This is a genomic window from Rhodoferax ferrireducens (assembly GCF_049302455.1).
Lineage (GTDB): Bacteria > Pseudomonadota > Gammaproteobacteria > Burkholderiales > Burkholderiaceae_C > Rhodoferax > Rhodoferax ferrireducens_B.
Map to the genome: position 1 here is coordinate 40,287 of NZ_JBAQMD010000019.1, position 21,945 is coordinate 62,231.

19 protein-coding genes are annotated in these 21,945 nt (G+C 62.0%); 2 read left to right on the forward strand and 17 right to left on the reverse strand.

All coding sequences use genetic code 11. The features are described from left to right. Window positions 1-352 precede the first annotated feature (352 nt). Genes WA157_RS03165 through osmF form a run of 4 tightly spaced genes read right to left on the reverse strand, consistent with a single transcriptional unit; the run spans window position 353 to window position 4,194 of the window. The gene (locus WA157_RS03165; RefSeq protein WP_422619572.1) at window positions 353-1,123 is read right to left on the reverse strand and encodes an ABC transporter permease; all 771 of its coding nucleotides are present in this window, start codon (window positions 1,121-1,123) and stop codon (window positions 353-355) included. Then, a complete protein-coding gene (locus WA157_RS03170; RefSeq protein ID WP_422619573.1) occupies window positions 1,120-2,052 on the reverse strand; it encodes an ABC transporter ATP-binding protein in 933 nt (310 codons plus the stop codon). The genes WA157_RS03165 and WA157_RS03170 overlap by 4 nt, the downstream gene beginning before the upstream one ends. Beyond that, window positions 2,045-3,223, reverse strand: a complete 1,179-nt coding sequence (locus WA157_RS03175) for an ABC transporter permease (protein ID WP_422619574.1) — start codon at window positions 3,221-3,223, stop codon at window positions 2,045-2,047. The genes WA157_RS03170 and WA157_RS03175 overlap by 8 nt, the downstream gene beginning before the upstream one ends. 44 nt (window positions 3,224-3,267) lie before the next feature. Beyond that, window positions 3,268-4,194: a glycine betaine ABC transporter substrate-binding protein OsmF gene (gene osmF, locus WA157_RS03180; RefSeq protein ID WP_422619575.1), complete on the reverse strand. Its 927-nt coding sequence runs from the start codon at window positions 4,192-4,194 to the stop codon at window positions 3,268-3,270. 400 nt (window positions 4,195-4,594) lie between these two features. On the opposite strand from osmF, the gene WA157_RS03185 reads away from it, so the two are divergent. Next, window positions 4,595-6,157, forward strand: a complete 1,563-nt coding sequence (locus WA157_RS03185; protein WP_422619576.1) for a glycoside hydrolase domain-containing protein — start codon at window positions 4,595-4,597, stop codon at window positions 6,155-6,157. Between the two features lie 69 nt (window positions 6,158-6,226). On the opposite strand, the gene WA157_RS03190 is transcribed toward WA157_RS03185, so the two are convergent. The 13 genes from WA157_RS03190 to dctP form a co-directional block, all read right to left on the reverse strand. Continuing rightward, the gene (locus tag WA157_RS03190; RefSeq protein WP_011464146.1) at window positions 6,227-7,237 is read right to left on the reverse strand and encodes a patatin-like phospholipase family protein; all 1,011 of its coding nucleotides are present in this window, start codon (window positions 7,235-7,237) and stop codon (window positions 6,227-6,229) included. A 100-nt stretch (window positions 7,238-7,337) separates the two neighbouring features. Then, window positions 7,338-8,546, reverse strand: coding sequence for a hypothetical protein (locus WA157_RS03195; RefSeq protein WP_422619577.1), 1,209 nt, complete (start codon window positions 8,544-8,546; stop codon window positions 7,338-7,340). 21 nt (window positions 8,547-8,567) lie between these two features. Further along, window positions 8,568-11,825 carry a hypothetical protein gene (locus WA157_RS03200; RefSeq protein WP_422619578.1) on the reverse strand — a complete coding sequence of 1,086 codons (3,258 nt, stop codon included), beginning with the start codon at window positions 11,823-11,825 and terminating at the stop codon, window positions 8,568-8,570. Between the two features lie 187 nt (window positions 11,826-12,012). Then, a complete protein-coding gene (gene mdcH / locus WA157_RS03205) occupies window positions 12,013-12,948 on the reverse strand; it encodes a malonate decarboxylase subunit epsilon (protein WP_422619579.1) in 936 nt (311 codons plus the stop codon). Then, window positions 12,945-13,901, reverse strand: a complete 957-nt coding sequence (gene mdcB / locus WA157_RS03210) for a triphosphoribosyl-dephospho-CoA synthase MdcB (protein WP_422619580.1) — start codon at window positions 13,899-13,901, stop codon at window positions 12,945-12,947. The genes mdcH and mdcB overlap by 4 nt, the downstream gene beginning before the upstream one ends. Before the next feature lie 8 nt (window positions 13,902-13,909). Beyond that, entirely contained in the window at window positions 13,910-14,608 is a 699-nt protein-coding gene (gene mdcG / locus WA157_RS03215) for a malonate decarboxylase holo-[acyl-carrier-protein] synthase (RefSeq protein WP_422619581.1), read from the reverse strand. A 28-nt stretch (window positions 14,609-14,636) separates the two neighbouring features. Continuing rightward, entirely contained in the window at window positions 14,637-15,335 is a 699-nt protein-coding gene (mdcE, locus tag WA157_RS03220) for a biotin-independent malonate decarboxylase subunit gamma (protein ID WP_422619582.1), read from the reverse strand. Continuing rightward, entirely contained in the window at window positions 15,332-16,219 is an 888-nt protein-coding gene (locus WA157_RS03225) for a biotin-independent malonate decarboxylase subunit beta (protein WP_422619583.1), read from the reverse strand. The genes mdcE and WA157_RS03225 overlap by 4 nt, the downstream gene beginning before the upstream one ends. Then, window positions 16,216-16,548 carry a malonate decarboxylase acyl carrier protein gene (gene mdcC / locus WA157_RS03230; RefSeq protein WP_422619584.1) on the reverse strand — a complete coding sequence of 111 codons (333 nt, stop codon included), beginning with the start codon at window positions 16,546-16,548 and terminating at the stop codon, window positions 16,216-16,218. Before mdcC ends, WA157_RS03225 begins: the two co-directional genes overlap by 4 nt. 17 nt (window positions 16,549-16,565) lie before the next feature. Then, window positions 16,566-18,218 (reverse strand): malonate decarboxylase subunit alpha, encoded by a 1,653-nt coding sequence (gene mdcA, locus WA157_RS03235; RefSeq protein ID WP_422619585.1) that lies wholly within the window; start codon window positions 18,216-18,218, stop codon window positions 16,566-16,568. A 9-nt stretch (window positions 18,219-18,227) separates the two neighbouring features. Then, window positions 18,228-19,538: a TRAP transporter large permease gene (locus WA157_RS03240; protein ID WP_422619586.1), complete on the reverse strand. Its 1,311-nt coding sequence runs from the start codon at window positions 19,536-19,538 to the stop codon at window positions 18,228-18,230. After that, window positions 19,535-20,080 carry a TRAP transporter small permease gene (locus WA157_RS03245; protein ID WP_422619587.1) on the reverse strand — a complete coding sequence of 182 codons (546 nt, stop codon included), beginning with the start codon at window positions 20,078-20,080 and terminating at the stop codon, window positions 19,535-19,537. Before WA157_RS03245 ends, WA157_RS03240 begins: the two co-directional genes overlap by 4 nt. Continuing rightward, window positions 20,070-21,074 (reverse strand): TRAP transporter substrate-binding protein DctP, encoded by a 1,005-nt coding sequence (dctP, locus tag WA157_RS03250; RefSeq protein ID WP_422619588.1) that lies wholly within the window; start codon window positions 21,072-21,074, stop codon window positions 20,070-20,072. The genes WA157_RS03245 and dctP overlap by 11 nt, the downstream gene beginning before the upstream one ends. A 172-nt stretch (window positions 21,075-21,246) precedes the next feature. Between dctP and WA157_RS03255 the strand changes: the two genes are divergently transcribed. Further along, window positions 21,247-21,909: a GntR family transcriptional regulator gene (locus tag WA157_RS03255; protein ID WP_422619589.1), complete on the forward strand. Its 663-nt coding sequence runs from the start codon at window positions 21,247-21,249 to the stop codon at window positions 21,907-21,909. The last annotated feature ends 36 nt before the right edge of the window (window positions 21,910-21,945 follow it).

The following is a 21,945-nucleotide window of genomic DNA, read 5'->3' on the forward strand; positions in this document are numbered from 1 at the left end:
ACTCCTGTTGGGCCATTGGAACGGCGCGCGCCGGGCTTGGGCAGGTTTGAACATTGATGTTGGAATCTCATTTTTTGGAACTCCTTTGATGCTCGAATCTATAAGGTCTATTTATTTTATACCTTATGAACAAGCCGACCTTGGGCCCGACTTCGCCGTCGCGCGACGGCGCAGCCTGCTAGCCGGAGATCAGCTGAATTTATTGAACAAAAATGGCTGTAGCCCTTATAGGTACTGAGCAAGTAGCTATCTAAATGATAGCTAACTTCGACTGGCCGACTGAGCCGGCGGTGGCCGTGACACCCTTTTGTTGTCGCGGGTATTGCAATGGACGTCAGCTGCGCTGGGTGGGTTATTGCGCTGACTGCCAGCGTCCCAGCCGCTGCACCAACCGCTCGAAACCCAGGTCGGTTACCACCGCAAGCAAACCCACCAGCACCGCGCCCTGCAGCACATACGCGGTATTAAAACCGCTCAGGCCCACAATGATCGGCAGGCCCAGTGTCTTGGCGCCGACGGTCGAGGCAATGGCGGCGGTGCCGATATTGATGATGACCGAGGTGCGCACGCCCGCCAGAATCACGGGGGCGGCCAGCGGCAGCTCAACGCGCAGCAGGCGCTGCCAGGGGCTCAGCCCCAGGCCCTCAGCGGCTTCGCGCGCCGCCGGGGACACCGAAGCGATACCGGCCAGAGTGCTTTGCAGCACCGGCAGCAAACCATACAGGGCGAGCGCGATCAGGGCCGGCGCCTCGCCAAAACCCACCACGGGAACCGCCACCGCCAGGACCGCCACCGGCGGAAAGGTCTGCCCGGCGGCCACCACGGTTTCAATCAGCGGGCGAAACTCGCGTCCGCCGGCCCGCGTGGCAAAAATCCCTGCGGCCACACCGACGATGACGGCAAAACCGCTGGACAGACCGACGATTTTCAGGTGCGCCAGCGTCAGCCCCAAAAAGCTGTCCTGCGCGTACACCGGCCGCTCCAGCGCCGGAAACAGCGCGGCAAACAGGGGCTTGAGCCACGCCATGCCAAAGACCAGCAGCAGCAAGGCAGCCAAGGCCCACGGCAAGGGATCGCGCGCCCAGGCACGGCCAGTGGCACTGACAGGCGCTGCGCCGCTCATGGCCGCAGGTCCAGCAGGTCAGAGAAGTCAATCACACCCAGGGCCTGGCCGTCGCCGTCCACCACCGGCAAGCGGTCCACCCGGCGCGACAAAAACATCGACAAGGCCTCACGCAAGCTCGAACTCGCCAACACCGGCGCGCCCGCGGCGTACTCACCCGCCCGCAGGCGCGTGGCCACGCTTTGCAGGCCCAGCAGCTTGATGCCGACATCGCCGCGGCCAAAAAAATCGCTCACGAAGTCATTGGCCGGGCTTGCGAGCATCTGCAGCGGCGTGCCGCTTTGCACGATGCGCCCCTGGTCGAGCAAGACGATGCGCGTGGCCAGGCTGAGTGCTTCGTCAATGTCGTGCGTGACCAGCACAATGGTCTTGTCAAACGCCTTGTGAATGCGTGCAATCTCCAGCTGCAGCGCGGCCCGCGTCACCGGGTCGAGCGCGCCAAACGGCTCGTCCATCAGCAGCACTTCGGGGTTGCCCGCCAGTGCCCGCGCCACGCCCACGCGCTGCTGCTGGCCGCCCGAGAGCTGGTGTGGATAACGCTTGCGGTACAGCTCTGCGTCAAGTTGCAGCAGCGTCATCAGCTCCGTCACGCGGTCGTGGATGCGGCCTGGCGGCCATTTGAGCAGCGTTGGCACGGTGGCAATATTTTTCTCGACGCTCCAGTGCGGAAACAGCCCGACCGACTGGATCGCGTAACCCATGCGGCGCCGTAGGTCTTCGGGCCGAAAGCTGCGAATCTCGTCACCGGCAAACGTGATGCGGCCGCTGTCGTGCTCCAGCAGCCGGTTGATCATCTTGATCAAGGTGGATTTGCCCGAGCCCGAGCTGCCCAGAATCACGGTGAACTCGCCGCGCGCAATGTGCAGGCTCAGGTCGTCGAAGACTGTCACGCCGTTGAAGCCTTTGGAGACATGCTGCAGTTCAATCATTGTCGGGCTCCAGCGCCAGGGCAAGGGCCTTGAGCAAGGCGTCCACCGCCACGGCCATGGCCACCACCGGCAGCACGCCGAGCAGCACCAGATCGAGCGCACCGCTGAGCAAACCCTGAAACACGATGGCGCCGAAACCGCCCGCGCCAATCAAGGCCGCCACCACCGCCATGCCAATGGTCTGGACCATGGCCACGCGCAGCCCCGAGAGAAAAATAGGCAAGGCCAGGGGCAGCTCGACGCGCCAGAAAATCTGCCGCGCCGTCAAGCCCATGCCGCGCGCCGCCTCAATCACCGGCTGCGGCACCTGGCTCAGCCCGGCGGCGGTGCTGCGCACGACCGGCAGCAGGGCGTACAGCGTCAGGGCAATCACGGCCGGGGCCAGGCCTATGCCCTTGATGCCCAGTTGGGCCAGCACCGGCACGCTGGCTGCCAGCAGCGCCAGCGGCGCCATCAGCAAGCCAAACAGCGCAATCGAGGGCACGGTTTGAATTACGTTGAGCGCGGCAAACAAGGGCGGGCGCAGCGCGCGCGACCGGTTTGAGGCCAGGCCCAGCGGCACGCCAATCAGCAACGCGGGCAGCAGGCTGGCCAGCACAATTTGCACATGCTGCCACAGCGCCGTAGTGAAGACGTCCTGCCGGTTGGCGTATTCCTTGAGCAGCGACAAATCCTTGAACGCGCCGCCGCCAAGCAGCAGCCCCAGCGGCACGATGACGACGCCGGCGCCAAGCAGGCGCCAGCTCGGCTTCAAGGCCAGCCGCTGTATCGCGTCGGCCGCCGCCAGCCAGCTGAAAACGGCCAGCAGCCAGAACGCGCCGCCCAGGGACGTGCGGGCGATCGCGCCCGACTGGTCTGCCAGTTGCGTTGCGTGTTCCGCCGCCAGCCCCGCCAGGCCGGTCAGCAGCAGCGTTGCCGCCAGGCAAACAATCATCTGTGTGCTGCGCGTCGGGCGCGTGAAAATGGCCACCACCAACAGCAGGGCGGGCAGCAAGACCAGCCAGGCCAGCCAGGAGCCGATGGGGTGGCCCGCTGTGGCGCTGACAAGTTGCGCCAGCGGTATACCGGTGCCAGCGGCCAGTCGATTGGGCGCGTGCGTCAAAAATGGCAAGCCCAGCGCCGCAACCAGGCCAGCCAGGACCAGCACAGCCACTACGCGGTTTTTGACCATTCCATCAATCGCGTGGCCTTACAGCGCAGCAACGCCGCGGCGTGTCACTTGATGAAGCCCTTGGCCCGCAGGTAATCGGCGGACACTTTTTTGGCGTCTTGCCCTTCCACCGCGATTTTTGCGTTGAGCGCTTGCAGCGTCGGGCCGTCCAGTGTCTTGAAAACCGGTGCGAGCAGGTCCTTGATCTTCGGGTAGCGTGCCAGCGTTTCCGCCCGGATCAGCGGTGCCGGCGCGTAGATCGGCTGAATGCCTTTGGGGTCGTCCAGCACCACCAGTCCCAAAGCGGCGATTGCGCCGTCAGTGCCATAGGCCATGGCGGCGTTGACGCCCGAGGTCTGCTGGGCGGCAGCCTTGATGGTCACGGTGGTGTCGCCGCCGGCCAGCGTCAGGAGCTGGTCTTGCTTGAGCTTGAAACCATAGGCGGTCTGGAACGCGGGCAAGGCGTCGGTGCGCTCGATAAATTCGGCTGAAGCGGCCAGCTTGAACTGGCCGCCTTTGGCCAGCCACGGTCCCAGGTCGGCGAGCGACTTGACTTTGTTGCTGGTGGCCACATCCTGGCGCAGCGCAATGGCCCAGGTGTTGTTGGCCGGGGCGGGCTCCAGCCAGACGATCTTGTTTTTGTCGGCATCGAGCTTTTTCACCAGCTCATAACCCGCCTTGGCGTTTTTCCAGGCCGGGTTTTTTTCATCGGAAAAGAAAAAAGCGCCGTTGCCGGTGTACTCCGGATACAGGTCAATCTCACCCGCGGTGATGGCGCCGCGCACGATTTTGGTGGCACCCAGTTGCACCTTGTTTTCAGTTTTGATGCCGTTGGCCTCCAGCACCTGAATCATCATGTTGCCCAGCAAGGAGCCCTCGGTGTCAATTTTTGACGCCACGCGAACAGGGGCCTGGGCAAATACCGAGGCCGATGCAAAAAGCAGGATGGGAGTGCAGCGGATCAGCCAGCGACGGGACAACAACGTGTTCATACAAAAGCCTTTCAGAAGAGGTGGAGCGCGCAGGGCAAGCAACATTAGCGCAGGTTCTTGCTGCATTGCAAACACAGGTGTGCGGGTTTTCAGTTTATAGCGTGAATGGCAGACGGCGACGTGGCGCCAGGTCCGCACATAAAAAGACGAGGTTTCGACGCATTCGGCACGACAGCAAAATGCTATCAAATATATAGCTACTAACGTATATTAAACGGGGGCTAGAGGCCTAAAAGGCTAAGATCAACTTCTGGAATTCATGGTCACGCCGGCAGCGCCCAAAGAGAGGTTCAGCACTTGCCCAGCTGAGCGGGATTGGCTACGCTCTCTCCTGCAGTGCAGTACCTGTTCAAGATTGATCATTTCATACGCCACTGGTGCGTTCAATAAGGGAGGCAACATGCTTGAGGGAATTTCCACCAACCGCCTCTGCGACAGCTCGGCCACCGGCTTGGTGGCGGCTGGCAAGGCTTTTGTGATCCGTTACTACTCTCGCACCACGAAGCAGCCGGAAAAGCAACTTCGTCCGAAGGAGGCCGCCGAGATGGCGCGCGCCGGGTTGCAGATTGCAGTCGTCTACCAGGACCGTGCCCGGCTCACCCAAGATTTCAACCTGGCGCGCGGCCAGCTTGATGGTGCCAGCGCCTTTGCCAGCGCCGGGCAGATCGGCCAGCCCGCCGGCAGCGCGATCTACTTCGCGGTCGATGTCGATTTCAGCGCGGCGCAGATCAAGAAGTTTGTGCTGCCGTATTTCAAGGGCGTGCGCGCTGCGCTGGACGCCGCGTCTGGCGGGGTTTCACACTACAAGCTGGGCGTCTATGGGTCGGGCCTGACGTGCCGGCTGCTGAAGAAAGCCGGCCTGGTTGAGTTCACCTGGCTCGCCGAGGCGACCGGGTGGGCCGAATCGAAAACGTATACGGCCTGGGATGTCAAACAATTCGTCACCAACCAGGACCTTTGCAGCATCGGCAACGGCTGGCAGCGTTGTACCGCGCTGCCCGCGTTCGGTCAGTTCCAGCCAGCGGGCTTTGAGGTCCAGGCAGGAGAAGGCGAACTGATGAAAGTCAGCGCAACCCAGTTGAACCTGCGCTTTGTGCCGACCGCCGACGCCAACACGCCACTCGCGACCTTGCCGCATGGCACGCTGCTGCGGGTGCTCGGTGTGTCGGCACCGGGGTGGGTGCGCGTGCGTGTGACGCTGAATGGTGCCACCTTCATCGGTCACGTCAAGGCGAGTTTCCTGGAGGCCGCACCTGGGCTGCCGCCGGCGCCGGCGCCGAACCCACAAATTGCGGCCGTGCATTGGAAGGAAGACAACCGCTCGGCCACGCGCCAATCGACCGGCGGCTTGGCTTCGCCGATCGGCGAGGCCGGGCGGCCGACACGCGATCCAAATGCAGTTGCCGCCTTGCGAAAGCAGCAGCTTGCCGCGATCGGTGATTGGCTGGATGTTGAACACAGCACTCGCTACGCGGGCCGGGACGGCGTGACCTTCTGTAACGTCTACGCGGCCGACTACTGCTATCTGGCGGCAGCTTACCTGCCGCGCGTGTGGTGGACCAGCCCCGCCATCGCGAGGATGGCTGCCGGCCAGGCCGTCGCGGCGGCCTACGCAGACACGGTGCGCGAGATGCGCGCCGATGACCTGTACCGCTGGCTGCTCGATTACGGCGCGATGTTCGGCTGGCGCCGTGTGGCCGACGCGACCGCACTTCAGAGCACGGCGAACGGCGGCGGGATAGGCATCATTTGCGCCGACCGCGCCGCCGAGGGCCGACCCGGTCACATCACCGTCGTCGTGCCTGAAGACACAGGCAACACCGCTCAACACGACGCCGCGGGCAATGTCGATCAACCGCTGCAGAGCCAAGCCGGCGCCGTCAACAAGCGCTTTGGAAACGCTGGGCGCAACTGGTGGCTCGGAGCTGCCTTCATTGACCACGTTTTCTTTGTGCACGCCTGAACGCTGTGACGTTTCCTTCCTGTCCCGATTGCGCGACGGGCAAGGCCGTCCTTTGAGCTATCGCCCGGCTTATTGAATCAGCTCGGGCGCGTAGCCCCTGATGCGTGATTCCACGAGGGCACCGCCGTGGCGAATCAGCACCGCTCTTTGCGCCGCATTGAGCGCCATGAGATTTGTCGCAATGGAACCGGCAAACTGCGCATCACCGTCTTGCGCTTGCCCGACCACGCTGTCGATCGAGAACCACATGGGCTTGGGCCCGAGCCCGGCCTTATGCCGATGCTCCATGCGGTCGAACTCAAGCCCCCGGATCTGTTCCATCATGATGTCGAGCGCCGCCTTCAAAACCATGGCGCCGGACTCGGTAGGCTGTGCATCGTTGGCAAAAGGCTTGCCACCATCGCTGACGATCAGGTAGTCGAGCGCGTTGCGTGCACGCAGGGTCGGATTCACGCCCATGTTGTCGTAAACACCACCATCGGCCAGCGTGACATAGTCGACCTGAGAGGCCGGGATGTATTCCGGGGACTCAAGTCGCAGCGGCGGAAACACAGGCGGAAACGCAGACGATGCGGCAACCGCTCTTGCCAGGCTGAAATCGGGGCCCGGCACGACACCAAGTTCATGCTCCCCCATCTCTTCCGGACCGGCGCCCCCGGCGACAAAGAAAAACATGTTACCGGTCGCCAGGTTGGTGGCGTTGAGATAGATCCGCGGCCCGCCGCGAAGCGCGCTCAACCTGGCCCCCTTGAAGAGGTCGCGGTCATAGGTGCCGGCCAGCTTGTCCAGGCGACTCTCGAACGGATCAAGAATGCCGCCGATGACGGAGCTGACGGCGATGGAGCGGGTGGCCAGGTAGTTTTCAAGCTCATCCAGGACCGATGCCTTGCCCCAGTTCAGCGCCACAAAGGCACCTGCGATGCTGCCGCCACTCACGCATGACAGCAGGTCAATGGATGCAAACAGTCCGAGGCTCTGCAGCTTTCGCATGACCCCCAGATGGAAGGCTGCCGCCCGGAAGCCGCCCCCGGACAAAGCGAGCCCGATTCTGCGTTGTTGCCCGTTGATGCTGATGCTCATTTGTTCCCCCGACTAAAACTGGCACGAGAAACCAGTTGCACTCTATGACCGGCGTTTCACCACAGCTTGACATTTCGCAACTGCCCATAAATCGGAAGGATCAGAGAAAGAGCGACAAGCCTTTGGGATGAAACGCCTGGTAGCGGCGCGCCTGCTGGTCAGCGGGATCGCTCCACGCCGCGGTGGTCTCGGTCAGGTAGTTGAAGTGCAGCTGTGGTTTGCCCTGACCGGTGTGCTCACTCAGGAGCAGTTCGAGCGCGCGCACGTGCGGGTGACGGAACACGGCACCGCTGGTGGACACGAGGTAATGCTGGCAGCGGAGTTTGCGCAGCAGCGCGGCGCTCGTATTGGCGACGCTCCCGTGATGCGGCAGCTTGAAGCCGGTGAGCGAAAGCCGCTTGTCCTGCCCCGACAACAGCTGGTTCACCGAGGCTTCCAGCACGGACGGCCAGGCATCGCCGGCGAGTAAAAACCGGACTTTCGGCTGGTCATTCGGGTATTCAAGCAGCACCGCGATGCTGCTGCCGTTGGCACGGCTGGCGTCGCCGCCAAACGGCGCATCCGCGCCCGCCTCGCCGTCGCCGCCACCCAGCGTGTCGTCCAGCCCCGCCGCCAGATCCCGCCCAGCCGGGTCCGGCAGCTCAAAACGGTCCTCGATGGGCTCGCCGTCCGCGCCCAGCACGTCGCCGAGCGGGCGCAGATTGCGCGCGCCCTCCAGCGCCTGGCGCAAGGCAGCCTCGTCGCCCGACGCCACGCCCGCCTTGCGCAATTCGTCGCGCCAACAGTCCTTGAGTTCGAGCAGCCGCTCATGGTCGGGGGACAGCAGCGTCAGGCGGCAGTCGCCCGGCAGATCAAGCACGGGCAGCGTGCCCGCCGTGCGGTCGATCGCCGCCAGGGCATCGGCCAGGCCGACGTTCCACACCTGCTGGCCGGTCCGCTTTTCATAGTCGGCAATCAGCATGCCGAGCATTTCACCCTGCAGGGCACCCAGCGGCGCGCCGGCCGGATCAAAAACCTGGTTCAGTTGCTCGCGGCCATTGAACCAGATACGCTCGAAGCGGCAGTTCAGCACTTGGGCGTCCTGCAACAGGCGCACGACACCTTCAATGTGGTCGGCGTCGATGTGGGTGATGATGAGCAGCTCGAAATGACGCTCATCGGCCGGCAGTTGCAGGATGCGCTCGCGCAGTGCCGGGTAGGTGTGGGCCGGACCGCCGTCGATGAGTATGCGCCGGACCTGCTGGGCGCTGCCATATTCAATCCACAGACAATCGCCATGCGCGGCGGGCAGCATCTCGATACGGAACATGAATCGTCTCCCGGTAAAGTGTCAAGCGTGGCCGACAGACGCTCGGGGCGTCAGGCGCCATTCGGCATCGCCAAGTGCAACCAGGCACAGCGCCATCAGGTAGCCACGCCCGAGCATGCGACGGCGCACGCGGCGCATGATCGTGCCGAAGTCGGCCTGTGCATCTTCCACGGCCACGAGTTCGGCGACCAGTTCCCGCGCCAGCGGCGCCGCATGGCGGCCGAGGATCTGTGCCAATGTGCCGAGCACGATGGACGCGTGTTGCTGCTGGATGAGTTGCGTCATCTCAACGTAGCCGGTCTCGGTCTCGCCCGCAGTCTGGCAGCCCAGCAGCAGCACGATCGGCCCCGGATCACGGCCATCCAGATTCACATACTGCCGGTCGATCTGCCCACGGCTCAACTTGCCGAGGTCCTCGGCCAGTTGCTCATCACCAATTTCCAGATAGTCGAGTGCCGCCTGGATGCCATGGTGCGGCAGCAGCAGCAAGAGCGATGGATGCGCCTGCATGGCTTTCTTCCACTGCGTCCAGTCATCGGCCACGAACAGGCGCCCGAAGCTCTGCTGCAGAACCTCTTGCGTCGCCCGTCTCTCGTCCTGCGGCACCAGATGGCTGCTGGCAAACGCAACAGAATCGATCACCGGCAGGCTGCGCCGCCCGACCCCAGGCGACGACGCCTGCCCCGCATCGCCCAAGGCAAGGCGTTCGATGATCTTGCGTAGCGACCAGAAACCAAACGGGCAGATGACGGGCGCAGCGCTGCGCTGATCGTCCGGCGCCGGCACGCTGCAGACCGGGCAGGCGCCGGCCCCAGCGTTCAAGGCCTGCAGCCCGGGCGCGCAGAGCTTGGCGTCACTGACCGGGTAGCCGCGGTCATAGACGAATTCCAGCGGCACGTAGGTATTGGGCTCATGGTTCAACACCTGGATACGCTCGCCCGGGTCTGTGAAGCCCTGGCTCAGCAGGTGGTTGTACAAGCCCGCCCCGTGACGCGCCATGTCGCGCAACAGCACGCGAACGTTGGGGTCGTCCGCATCGAGCACGTCCTGCACACGGGCACCCGCTGTGCCAGTACCGTTGGCCGGGTCCTGCGCCGCCTGCCGCCGCACGACCAGCTTCTCGGTTGTGAAAAGCGTTTCGTTCAACCACTTGATCGCCACCTTGGCATCGCTGAGGTTGAAACTGCTGCCGCCCTGGCCGCCGAACACACGCAGGCTGGAAGGCGCCGGTGCAGCAGCGTCTTGCGCCGCAGGCGCGCGCTCGTCGCCAAAGACAAAGACGGCATCCACCGGCTGGCTGTCGGCCAGCTCGATCACTTCGCGCCGACTGGCCTGAACCCGAACTCGTACCTCGTGTTGCGGTCCCTGCGCCTCGTCGGGCGCCAGCGCGAACGCCTCCAGGCGCACGGCCTCGAAGGTCCGACCGCGGTAACGAAACATGATCTCGGCGCTGACGTAGCGCTCCCCCTCGGGCACATGAATATGCAGGTCGCAATCCCCGCTGCGCGCGGTGCGCTCGGGCGGCAGCAGCATCGGCTTGCTGTCGGTATGGTCCTGCCCGCCCCCGTCGCGCCACACGAGTTGCACCGTCAGCAGCAGGCCTTCGGGCGGGATGTGCACCGGCGGGATGGTTTTGTCCGCCACAGCGGCATCTTTTTCCGGCAGGCCGATCCAGCAGCGAATGACGTTGTCGGCACCAGCGACGAAGGTGTTGCGTCGCGTCCCGTCGTGCAGGATGTGTGCGTTGACCGCGCGCTTCTCAACCTCCGCCATTTTCTCTGGCGCCGCCATCGCTGCGCCCGCCATGGCAGGTGGCGCCATAGGTGGGGGCGCCATGGGTGGGGGCGCCATCTTCCGTGGCGCGATACTCTTTACCGGCGGCGCTGGGCTTGCGGGCGCCATGCTCTTGGCCGCCAGGTAAACCGTGTCGTCAATCAGCTCTTCGCGGCCGGTGAACCCGCTGCCAGCGGGGCCCGCACCGCGCATGGGCGAAGCTGCCCGACCGCCCTGGCAATCCGCTGCCAGACCCAGCAGGTGCAGGATGCGCAGGCGCTCCGCCACGCTGCGCCCGGGCGTCAGCAAGCTGGCAAGTTGAGCGATCAGATGCTCGGCCCGATCGCGGGCAATGATCCAGGCGAACTGAGCGTCGTCAAGCGCGGGGCGTTGCGCGCCCAACTGTCCGGCGGTGAGGTCCGCAACTGGCCAGTCGTCATTCACGGGGCAACACCCGATCAAGTCGACGATGCCGTTGCCCAGCACCGAGGCCACCGGGACCTCCAAACCCAGTGCCAGCGCGCGCTGGTTGCCTTGTGCCAGCACATCCCGGATCAGGCTGGTGACACTTTCTTGGGGCAGGTAGTTGAGCGCATCGAATTCATTTGGCGCACGCCGTCCGGCGAACAGCGCATCCGGTAGTTGCGCCCGAACAGCCAGGGCCAGATTGACCTGATCGGACGACGCTGTCGACCCGGTCGCCGAAGCCAGGACCGGTGCCAGTCTCTCAGCGGCCGCCAGCGGCGTACCTTCGGCGTCCGCGATCCCTGTGGCGGCCCACACGGTCAGTCGCAGCAAGCGCTGCGTGGCATCGTCGGGCTGCCGGTCCGTGGGCGCGGCGTCCCGCCGCGCGAGCACCTCCAGCAGATGGGCTCGCATCGGTTCGGGTATCGGGCGGATACGCGCGATGGCGTTGTAGGCCGTCCACGGACTGCCAAAAAATAGTCCAGGCTCAGGCGCCTCGCCGGAAAAGAAGGCATCAAGCGGCCGAAACTCACCGAGCCGTGCCAGCACCAGTGCACGCCAGAACAAGGCTGCCTCGCCCTGCGCCAGCGCAGTCTCGTCATGAGTCGCCATCACGTCCTCGACCGTGATCACCTCCTCGACCGGCATCGCCGCCAGCCATTCGAATTTTTCAAGACGCCCGCTGCGCACCTGGGCCAGCAACGGCAGGATCCGCGATCGATCGCCAGCCTCGTCAAGCGCCGCAGCAAGCGCATCGCGGTCGGCCTCGTCACCACCTTCGACCATGCGGCGCAAATGCTCGCGCAGCGAACGCAGCGGAATGCGCACAGCCAGCGCCAGCGCCTGGCGGCGCGCCAGCGACCCCGCCGGCTGTGCCTGGACGATCCGCCAGTTCGCCTCGGCCACGCGCTGCCAGGCCGGCAGGCTCAGCGGGAAGCGACAGGCCGCATCCAGTGCGGCGATGCGCACCATGACATCCGGGTCGTTGGCTGCAACAGACAACAACGGAGCCAGAGAGTCAGGCTGAAGTTGCGCCGTCATGCTGGGCTCTGCCGTGACAGTGCAAAACCCATTCCCTGCTTTTCATCGTTTATGGTTGTGGCCACTTTCACCTCCATGACGCCTGGCACGATCCGCCGATTGCACTTTATGGGCAGGGTTTGCAAATGGCTTGACATTTCGCAACTACAGAGAGGAGATTCAACCGCGCCAAACGAAACAGTCCGAATCAATGCGGCTCTCGTAAACTGAAGTGCCTCCCAACCCATTGCGCAGCGCCCTTGGGTCCCTGAAACTCATCCAGCGACCGTGCCGGGATATCAGGATAGCGTTCGTTCCACATCCGCGCCAACGCTGACCCTGCCCCGATTTCAAGCACACAGGAGACTTGCCGCTCGGCCAGGGCCTCCATGCAAGAGGACCATTGCACCGTGCTGGCGAGTTGCTGACTCAAAGCCTGACGCAGCTCTGCCGGTTGTCTGCTGAGAACGCCTTGAGCATTGGTGGCAATTGGACAAGAAGGCGCGGCAAAAGGCAATGCGCACAGCACATCGGAAAAGGCGTGGGCTGCTTGTGCCATCCAGGACGAATGCGAGGCCACGCGCACATCCAGACGCTTGCATACAGCACCAACAGCCACCAGTGCCAGCATGGCTTGCGACAAGGCATCATCCGTTCCAGCAAATACGGCCTGACTTGGATTGACCCGGATCGCGCATTCAAGTCCAAGACCTGCACTCGCTGCGAGCACCCTGCTCTCTGAAATACCAGACACTGCCAGCAAGCCGGTATGGAGGCCAGAAACCGCTTGATCCATCAGCGCAGCCCGCTGCGCCGCCAGCGCGATGGCTTGATCTGTCGAGAACACACCGGCACACGCAAACGCTGACAGCTCGCCAACACTGTAGCCAGCGACAACGGCAGGTGCCTGGGGCAATTTGTCCTTGATAGCCGCCCACGCGGCCAAAGAGGTGCCGGTGATCAGCACCTGTGCAAAGGCATTGTTGCTGCGGCACCCCTCATCCTGGATCGCTGTTCGCCAATTGGCACCGAGGAAAAGGCCCATGGCATGCAAGGCATCAGCGGCCATGGGGTCGGTGTCAAGCCAGGGCAGCATCGTCGGGTGCTGACTGGCCTGACCCGAAAAAACAAGGGCATAGGTCATGGTGCAAACACCGGCATTTCATGCGGTGACCAAACCACTCGACCCTCGCTGATGGATGCTGCAAATGACTCGGCCAGGGTCGTTCGCCGCAGCGACTCAACCCAGCAAGCGCTGGCCAACACGTCAGCGGAACCACCTGGTGACAGCCTGCGCTCAACAAAAGTGGTGTGGATGGCACGGGCATGCAGCAGCCAATCGGTTTGCATGACCCCGCGGGCGTCCAAAAAATTGCGGGCTGATGTCTGCACAAAACGCAGGCCGTCCATGCCGCCACGGTGAACGCAATTGGTGTCATCGAGCTCGGCCATGGTGGCAAACAGGGCTTGCACGCGGGCGGCGCGATCTGTTGCCCCAGCTTGCAATGCGGCTTGCAGCGCCGGCAGTGTGACTTCGAACAGCACCGGGAATGCCTGGGCCGCTTCTTCTCCCGCGCTACGCAGCTTAAAGCGTTGGGCCGCCTGTTGTCCATTGGAGCCAGGCACTGCCAAGCGCGCCGCCCTGGCACGGTGCGCCAGGGTTTCGCCCCAGGTCGATAACAGCACGGCACGCAAATGTTGCGGCGTGAATGCCATGCCTTGTGCCTGCAACTGCCCGGCGCTGGCGCAAAGCAAACCCAGACCGAAAATAGCACCACGATGGGTATTGATGCCGCGGGTAGCCGCCAGCATGCGGGCCTCTGCGTTTTTACCCAGGTTTTCCAGAACGCCAAACGGATGCCCGTCACGACCTGCCTGTGCCATGCGGGAGAAATAGCCGCGCAAGGCAAACAAGCTGCGCACAAACGTCTCTGCGCTCATATCGGCATGGCTTCCGCAGTCACGAAACGAGACCAGACCCGGTTTGGGCTCCAGCGCTACTTCTGCGTAGAGTGCACGCACCGCGGCGAGCCCCAGTGTTTGTGCATCTGCAGCCATGGTGCGGCGCACAGCGGGCATTTCGGAAGTCGGTCCCATACCGCGCCTCAGGGCAATGCCAGAGCCGTTTCGGCTACCTCATGCGGTGCACCACAAGCACCCAACTTTTGCACCTCTGTGAGGCTTGCCAGCCGGATGTTTTGGCGGTCTTTCAGCAAGACCTGCAAGGTCTGCCCCGTCACCAGCCGTTGCAACTCCCGCCAGGCGACGGCTTGCCCGCCTGGGAAGACAATTTCACCGTCCAGTCGCCGCTCAAGCTCCACCTCAGCCATCAGCGCCTGTACCCGACACGCCGTCTGAAAATCAGGCACAGCCAGGCTCAAGTCCAGGTCTGAACCGTCATGCAAGTAGGGCATGTTGGTGAGCAACTGCCAACCATGGGAACCATAGACATGGGCCGTCACACCCCAGTTGGACAGCGCCAGGTCCAGATCCAGCGCGGCTTGCCCCCAATGGCAGGCGCGCGCTACTTGAAACAGCGTAGGAAAGACCCCAAAGGCAAGGACCTGATCCAGGCGCACCGTCAGCGCCAGGCGCCGCCTGGACCAATGTCGGGGGGCTGGCAAACCCAGGCAAATCTGATCTGGCGCGACTTCAACGCGCTGGCGGCACACCACCAGCGGCAAACTGGTACTTCGCCAATGCGCAAGAATGCGCTGCGCCTCATCGTCCCAAGGATGCGCTTGCATCTGCGCCCAAGCCTGTGCGTCAAGCCACACCAGTTGGTTACGCGCCAAAACTTTCATGCAATTCACAACCAAGGCATGCCATGCCTCAGGCGTTGACAACACGCGCTGTGACCTGCGCGGCAAGCCTGCGCCCGCCACGTGCAGCGCCATCAGCGGCACGCTCGTCCAGGGTGAATGCATCCAGCAGCGCGGTCAACAGGCAGGCCTTCAGATCACCGCTCCAGAGCGCGCGAATACCGCCCATGGCCACGTAGTTTTCCACCCCCGGCGCAAAAACCGGATTGGATTTTGAGAGTTCAGCAAGTCGCTGCTCGTCAATTTTGGTCACGCGCGCCATCGCCGGCAAGCGCATGACACGAATCTCTGCCTCAGGCAATGCGTAACAAGCGTCGGCCATCAAGCCAGAGGTAATAAAACCGCCGGACAGTGCCTGGTCGTAAACCAAACCGATCACGGGGTGGTGCTGACGCCGCGCCAGCTCAACGCAACAGCCCATGTGAGCCATGTAGCGATTGATACCCAGCAGCTCATCGCGGTGGCGCAAGCGTTGACCCTGCGTGTCCACCAGCAACAAAATACCCCGCCCAGGATGTTCACGCACCGTGTTGAGCACCACACGCGCCTGTGCCAGCGCGAGCTCCACCCCAATTGCCGCATGATGGGTGGTGCCCACCACCGTGAGGGTGTGTTCATTGAATTGGGCCGTGCCACTGAGCAGATCACCATCGCACTTGACGTCATGCGATTTGCCAAAGAGGGCGGCGAGCAAGGCTTCCCAGTTCATGCCAGCTCCTTGGGGTTCAGTGCTTTCAAGGCTGGCATCTGCCTGGCTTCCATATCGGGCACCCGCAACGGGTCAGCGACACCCGCGCGCTGCCAGATATCGAGTGCGTCACGGCAGTCGCCGTAACGGCTCAAACGGCTGGCCAGCAGGGCGTGTTCTGCCTCCATCGAGGCCAGACTCAGGGGCACGGACCGACCAAGCAAACCCATAGCGGCAGCACGAAATTGCGCCACGTCATCCTCCACCAGGACATCACAGTCACCCGTCAGGTAGCGATGCTTGCCACCGGTGGTGCGCCACACCAGCGCGCGGTCACGCGAGTCAAATTCTTCAACCCCGTTGGAGGATTCAATCACCTCGGGGCCCGACATGGCCAGACGGCCAATATCACTCATCACCACATGGTCGGCGCAGCGCGCAATCAGCCCCATGCCGCCAAAGCAGCCGTTGGCACCACCAATCAGCATGATCACCGGGATGCCTTGGGCGCGCACATCAAGCAGGGCACGCATCACCTCAGACACCGCAATCAATCCGGCATTGGCCTCGTGCAAACGCACGCCACCGGACTCAGCCAACACGATGACAGCAGCGGGTTTGACGGCAAGCGCGCGTTTGAACAGACCGACCAGCTTGGCACCGTGCACTTCGCCCACGCCACCCCCCATGAATTCACCTTCCTGAGCCGCGACGAGGATGACCTGGCCATCAAGCAAGCCGCTGCCAATGACCACACCGTCGTCAAACGCCGACGGCACGCCCAGCAGCGCCAGGTGCGGGCTGACCACGCGCTCGGCTGGCCCCAGAATTTCGTGAAAGCTGTCGGCATCGAGCAAGTGCATGACACGCTCACGGGCAGTGGATTCGGCAAAACTGCGGTTCATGTCGGGGCACCAAAATTTGACTGCGAACCCAGAGGCAGCGCAGCCGCTGCCTGGTCCAGACGCAAACTCACCACGGCGGGGGTGGCACCCATGTCGTTGATGGAGACAGCGATCCCCGCCAGGCGATGACGGGTCTGAAAGTCGTGGACCACCGCCTCCCAAATGGGGCCAAAACCCCCGGCCGACGTGGTGACGTCGATGGTGCACGTGGAGCCTCCATGAGGCTCCAACATCACCTCCAGATTGCCGGATCCGACCACCCCCACCAGAACAGGCGTGAAGTGCCCTGGCGCATGTTGCCCCGGAAATTCAAAGTGAAGTCTTTCCACGGATTCGTCCTTGCCACTTACCAATTGCGAAACCGTTTAGGCGGGTCATAAAGCCCGCCCGAGGCACGTACCAAATCGCGCATATTGCGCGCCGCCAGCAGGCTGCGCGTGGCATCACGTTTGTCAACACCGATGTCTTCTGCGCGCTGGATCACACCCCGGTCCCGCAGGTTTTCCACCATGCGTCGGTCACGCGCCAAGCCCACCGGGGTGTAGCCCGCCACGCCCCGAATGGCTTGCTCGCGCTCTTCGTCGCTGCGACACAGCAGCAAATTGGCAATGCCTTCTTCGGTCAGGATGTGGGTCACGTCATCGCCATAAATCATCACGGGTGGAATGGCCATGTGGGCCTGATCGGCCAACTGCCAGGCGTCGAGCCTGTCAACAAAGGCCGGCTGCATGTGTTCCCGGAAGGTTTCCACGATTTGCACCACCAGCTTCTGGCCTCGCGGCATGGCAGATACACCGGTGCGCCCCTGGCGCGCCTGGGCACCCGCCTTGAGCCAGGCCGGCGTGGCATGGCGCCGCCCCCGCGCATCGGCCCCCATGTTGGGCGCGCCACCGAAACCTGCAATGCGCCCCAGCGTGGCGGTGGAGCTGTGGCCGTTGAGGTCAATCTGCAAGGTCGAACCGATAAACATGTCGCAGGCATAGTGGCCAGCAGCCTGACACAAGGCCCGGTTGCTGCGCAGGCTGCCATCCGCCCCGGTGAAGAACACATCGGATCGTGCATTGACGTAGTCTTCCATGCCGAGCTCGGAGCCAAATGAATACACTGACTCGACCCACCCAGCCTCAATGGCAGGGATCAACGCCGGGTGCGGATTGAGCGCCCAATGCCGACAAATCTTGCCCTTGAGGCCGAGCGATTCGGCGTAGGTGGGCAGCAGCAATTCAATCGCTGCGGTATCAAAGCCAATGCCGTGGTTGAGTCGCTGCACACCATATTCGGCGTAAATGCCCTTGATGGCCATCATGGCCATCAGAACCTGGATTTCTGAAATTTGCGCGGGGTCGCGCGTGAACAACGGTTCGATGAAATGCGGCTGTGGCGCAGGGATCACAAAATTCACCCAGTCGCCAGGAATGTCGACCCGCGGCAGGGTTGGCAGCATCTCATTGACCTGGGCAATCACAATGCCACCCTTGAACGCGGTGGCCTCCACGATGGCCGGTGTGTCTTCGGTGTTGGCACCGGTGTAAAGGTTGCCCTGCGCATCGGCCGCCTGCGCGCAGACCAGTGACACACGCGGTGTCAAGTCGACAAAGTAACGGCTGAACAATTCAAGGTAGGTGTGAATTGCCCCAATCTCTATCTGCCCGGCCGACACCATTTTTGCCAAACGGGCACTTTGCGGTCCTGAAAAAGAGAAATCGAGTCTGGATGCGATACCACTCTCGAACAGGTCCAAATGCTCGGGCAGCGCCAGCACCGACTGGACCATGTGCAAGTCGTGAATTTGAACGGGATCCAGTTGGGTCAAGCAACGCGCCAGAAAGTCTGCCTGTTTTTGGTTATTGCCCTCAATACAAACCCGATCCCCCGACTCCAGCACGGCACCCAACAGCGCCGTGGCAGCCTCCGCCTGCACGACCTTGCCGCTCACCAGAGAGGCCGCGCGCGCCAGCCTGGCGCCGCGATTGTCTGCCACACTGTTCCAGTTACGCATGGACAACCTTCATTTGCCCATCACCTTGGTGGGAAGCCAGGTGGCAATTTCGGGAAAGACGCACAGAATCAAAATGGCCAGCACCATGCACATCATGAAGGGAAATGCCCCCTTCAGGATCGTCGTCAACCTGATGTCGGGCGAGATGCCGTTGATCACAAACAAATTCAGACCAACCGGGGGCGTGATCAAGCCAAGTTCCATGTTGATCGTCAGCACCACACCAAACCAGATTGGATCGAAACCCGCTGCAGTGATGACTGGCATCAAAATAGGCGTGGTCATCAGGATAATGGCCGCCGGTGGCAAGAAGCAGCCTGCTGCCAGCAGCATCAGATTGATGGCGGCAAGCACCACCCAGCGGTTCACCTGCAGCGCCCCGATGGTCTCTGCCACCGACTGTGTCACTTGCAGTGAGGACATCATGTAGCCGAACAGGATGGAAGTGCCAATGATCAGCAGCAGCATGCCGGACTCGCGCAGACCGTCGCGCAAGATGTGCCACATATCTCGCGGGCGCCACACGCGGTAGATCACGGCCACCATCACCAGACACAGCATGGCACCTACACCTGCGGCCTCAGACGGTGTGGCAATGCCACCATACAAGGCATAGACCACCCCAACGACCACCGTCATAAACGGCAATAAACGCGGCAGCAGCTCCACTTTTTCTTTCAACGAGTAGACACGATCCTTGTCGATCAACACAGTGCCGCGCTTCCAGCTCAGAAAAAACGCCCACGCCATGAACAAGATGGTGAGCAGCAAGCCCGGCAAGATGCCGGCAATGAAGAGGCGTCCGATGGACGTTTCCGACGCAATGCCGTAGAGAATCATGGTCACACTGGGCGGAATCAGAATTCCCAAGGTACCGCCTGCAGCGATCGCACCCGTAGCCAAATCAGCGTCGTAACCGCGTTTGCGCATCTCGGGAATGCCCATCTTGCCAATGGCCGCGCAGGTGGCGGGCGACGAACCCGTGAGCGCCGAGAACAGCGCGCAGGCGCCAATGTTGGAAATCACCAGTGAGCCCGGCACCTTGTGCAGCAGCCGCGCCAGCGCTTCATACAAATCGCTACCAGCGCGGGACGAGGCCACCGCCGCCCCCATGATGACAAACATGGGCAGCGACACCAGCGTGAAGTCGTCCAAGCCTGAAAAAATGGTCTCAGGCAGAAAGTGAACACTGCCCCATCCATCAAAAATAATCATGAAACCCAGTGCCACCGCCCCCAAACCAAAGGCAATGGGTAGCCCGCTCGCCAGCACCAACAGCGTGGTGGCAAATACCAGCGCGCCAATCAACAATGGACTCATAGGTGCACTCCTGGCGTCATGCCATAGGGCTCTTCACGCCGGGTCCAGACCAACCAGATTTCTGTCATGTACTGCACACACAGAAGGCCCAGGCCGACCGGCACACTGAGGTGCGGAATCCACAGCCTGGCGCGCCACATGGACGACGTGGTATGCCCCGTGCTCCAGGTTTCATACCACCAGGAAAGAGAGGCGTAAAAGAAAAGACCGCAAAAAGCAAGCGCCACGGCGCTGCCTGCAAAGTAGAGAGCACGCCGCTTATTGCCAGCCACCAGCATGGGCAATATATCCACCCCCACGTGGCCGCGCGTCAGCAAGATGAAGGGAGCACCCAGAAAAGTGGCGGCCAAAATGGCAAAGGTCGTGAACTCAGTCTGCCAGATGGATGACTCACCGAGCACCGCCCGCACAAACACCATCTGACACACCACAATGACCGCCAGCACGATCAGGCAAGCGGAGAACACCCCCAGAGCGCGCGAAGCGGCGTAAACCACCTGCACCCACAGGGGCAAGGCCAGTTCCTGCTCTCTATTTAACACTGAGCGCCTTCTCGATCAGTTCCTTGCCACCAGGAACTTTTTCTGCAAATACCTTGTAAGAGGTCTTGTTGGCCACGGCGCGCCAGGCATCAGCGTCGGCATTGGTCATGGTGACAACCTGCACGTTGTTCTTCTTGTAAACCTCAACCATTTTGTCGTCCATTTTTTTCGATTCGACATTGAAATAGTCTTCGGCTTTCTTGGAGGCGGCCGTCAGCGCCTTCTTCTGCGCATCGTTCAGTTTGTCCCAACTGCGTTTGGCAATCAGAACCGGCTCGTACATGAACCACATCGCGTTGTCGCCTGGGGCCGTGATGCACTTGACCTGCTCGTACAGCCGAAATGACACGAAGCTGCCGGTTGATGTGTCGGTGCCCTGGATCACGCCCTGCTGCATCGCGTTATAGACTTCATTCGACGGGATTGAGACCACCGACGCGCCAGCCCCGGCCCACATCTGCGAAAAGGTGGCACCGGCAGACCGCACCTTCATGCCAGCGGCATCTTCGGGCTTGAGGATGCAGCGGTCTTTACCGGCAAATGCACCCGCCAGCCAGGCATCGGCCAACACCCGCGCACCGCCCTGCTCAATGATCCCCTTGATGTCCTGCATGAAGGGCGAGCTGTTGATGCGCTGGGCATGCGCCTGATTCTTGACCAGGCCCGGCATCAGCGTTGCACCAAATTGCGGGTGAATGCCCGACGCGTAGTCCAATGGAACCGACGTCATGTCAATCTGCCCCGTCTGCATGGCCTTCCACTGGTCCTGCGCTTTCACCAGACTGGAGCCGGGAAAGACCTTGATCGTGAGATCCACGTTGGCGGCAGCAACATCGCGTGCAATCATCTGCACCATCTCGTCGCGCACATCGCCTTTACCACCCGGGAATTGGTGTGAAGCTTTGAGTGTCACGCTTTCTGCAAGCGCAGCCGTCAACGGCAAGGCTGCAACAAGCAAGCCGGTAAGAGATTTGGCAAGGGCGGGGTAATTCATTGGAATGTCTCCTGGCTTCGTGTGTTGTGAATTCAATTTTTTGGCGGCTTTTCCATTCAACGAATTCGTTAAATGTATTTATTAATGTAGTTCGTGCATTTTTTATATGAATTGGTGAATACCCTGATGTTTTCGTTGCATTCAGCAACACGCAAAGTGTGAAAATCAAGGCATGAAAATTTCTGACCAATTGCGTGAAAAGATTGAAGAGCAGATCGCGACAGGACATTTGCCGCCGGGTAGCGCCCTGGATGAGGCCACGATTGCCGAGCAGCACGGGGTGTCTCGCACGCCGGTAAGAGAAGCGCTTATTCAGTTGGCAACAGAAGGTTTGATTGAAATCCGGCCGCGTCGCGGGGCGGTCGTGACCAGCATCGGGCCCGGTCGGTTGATGGAAATGTTTGAAGTCATGGGTGAACTTGAGGCGATGTGCGGTCGCCTCGCCGCAAGACGGATGAGCGAAATCGAGCGCGCCGGGTTGCTGACGGCCCACCATGCATGCGAAAAAGCACGCGAAGACCAGGATTCAGATGCGTATTTCTATTGCAACGAGCGTTTTCATGCCGCCATATACACCGGGAGTCACAACGCCTTTCTGGGCGAGCAGGCGCTTCAATTGCACCGTCGTTTACGACCCTACCGCCGCTTGCAGCTGCGCGTCAGAAATCGGATGGGTATCTCGTTCAAGGAACATGAATCAATCGTGCAAGCCATCATTTCCGGAGACGCTAGCGCCGCAGGCATGCAATTGCGTGAGCACGTGGTTGTTCAGGGGGAACGCTTTGGCGACTTGCTTGCATCGCTGGCTGAACTGCAATCGCCTGCACATGCCTGATCTGCCAACAATAAGTCGGTCGAATTGAATGCGCAA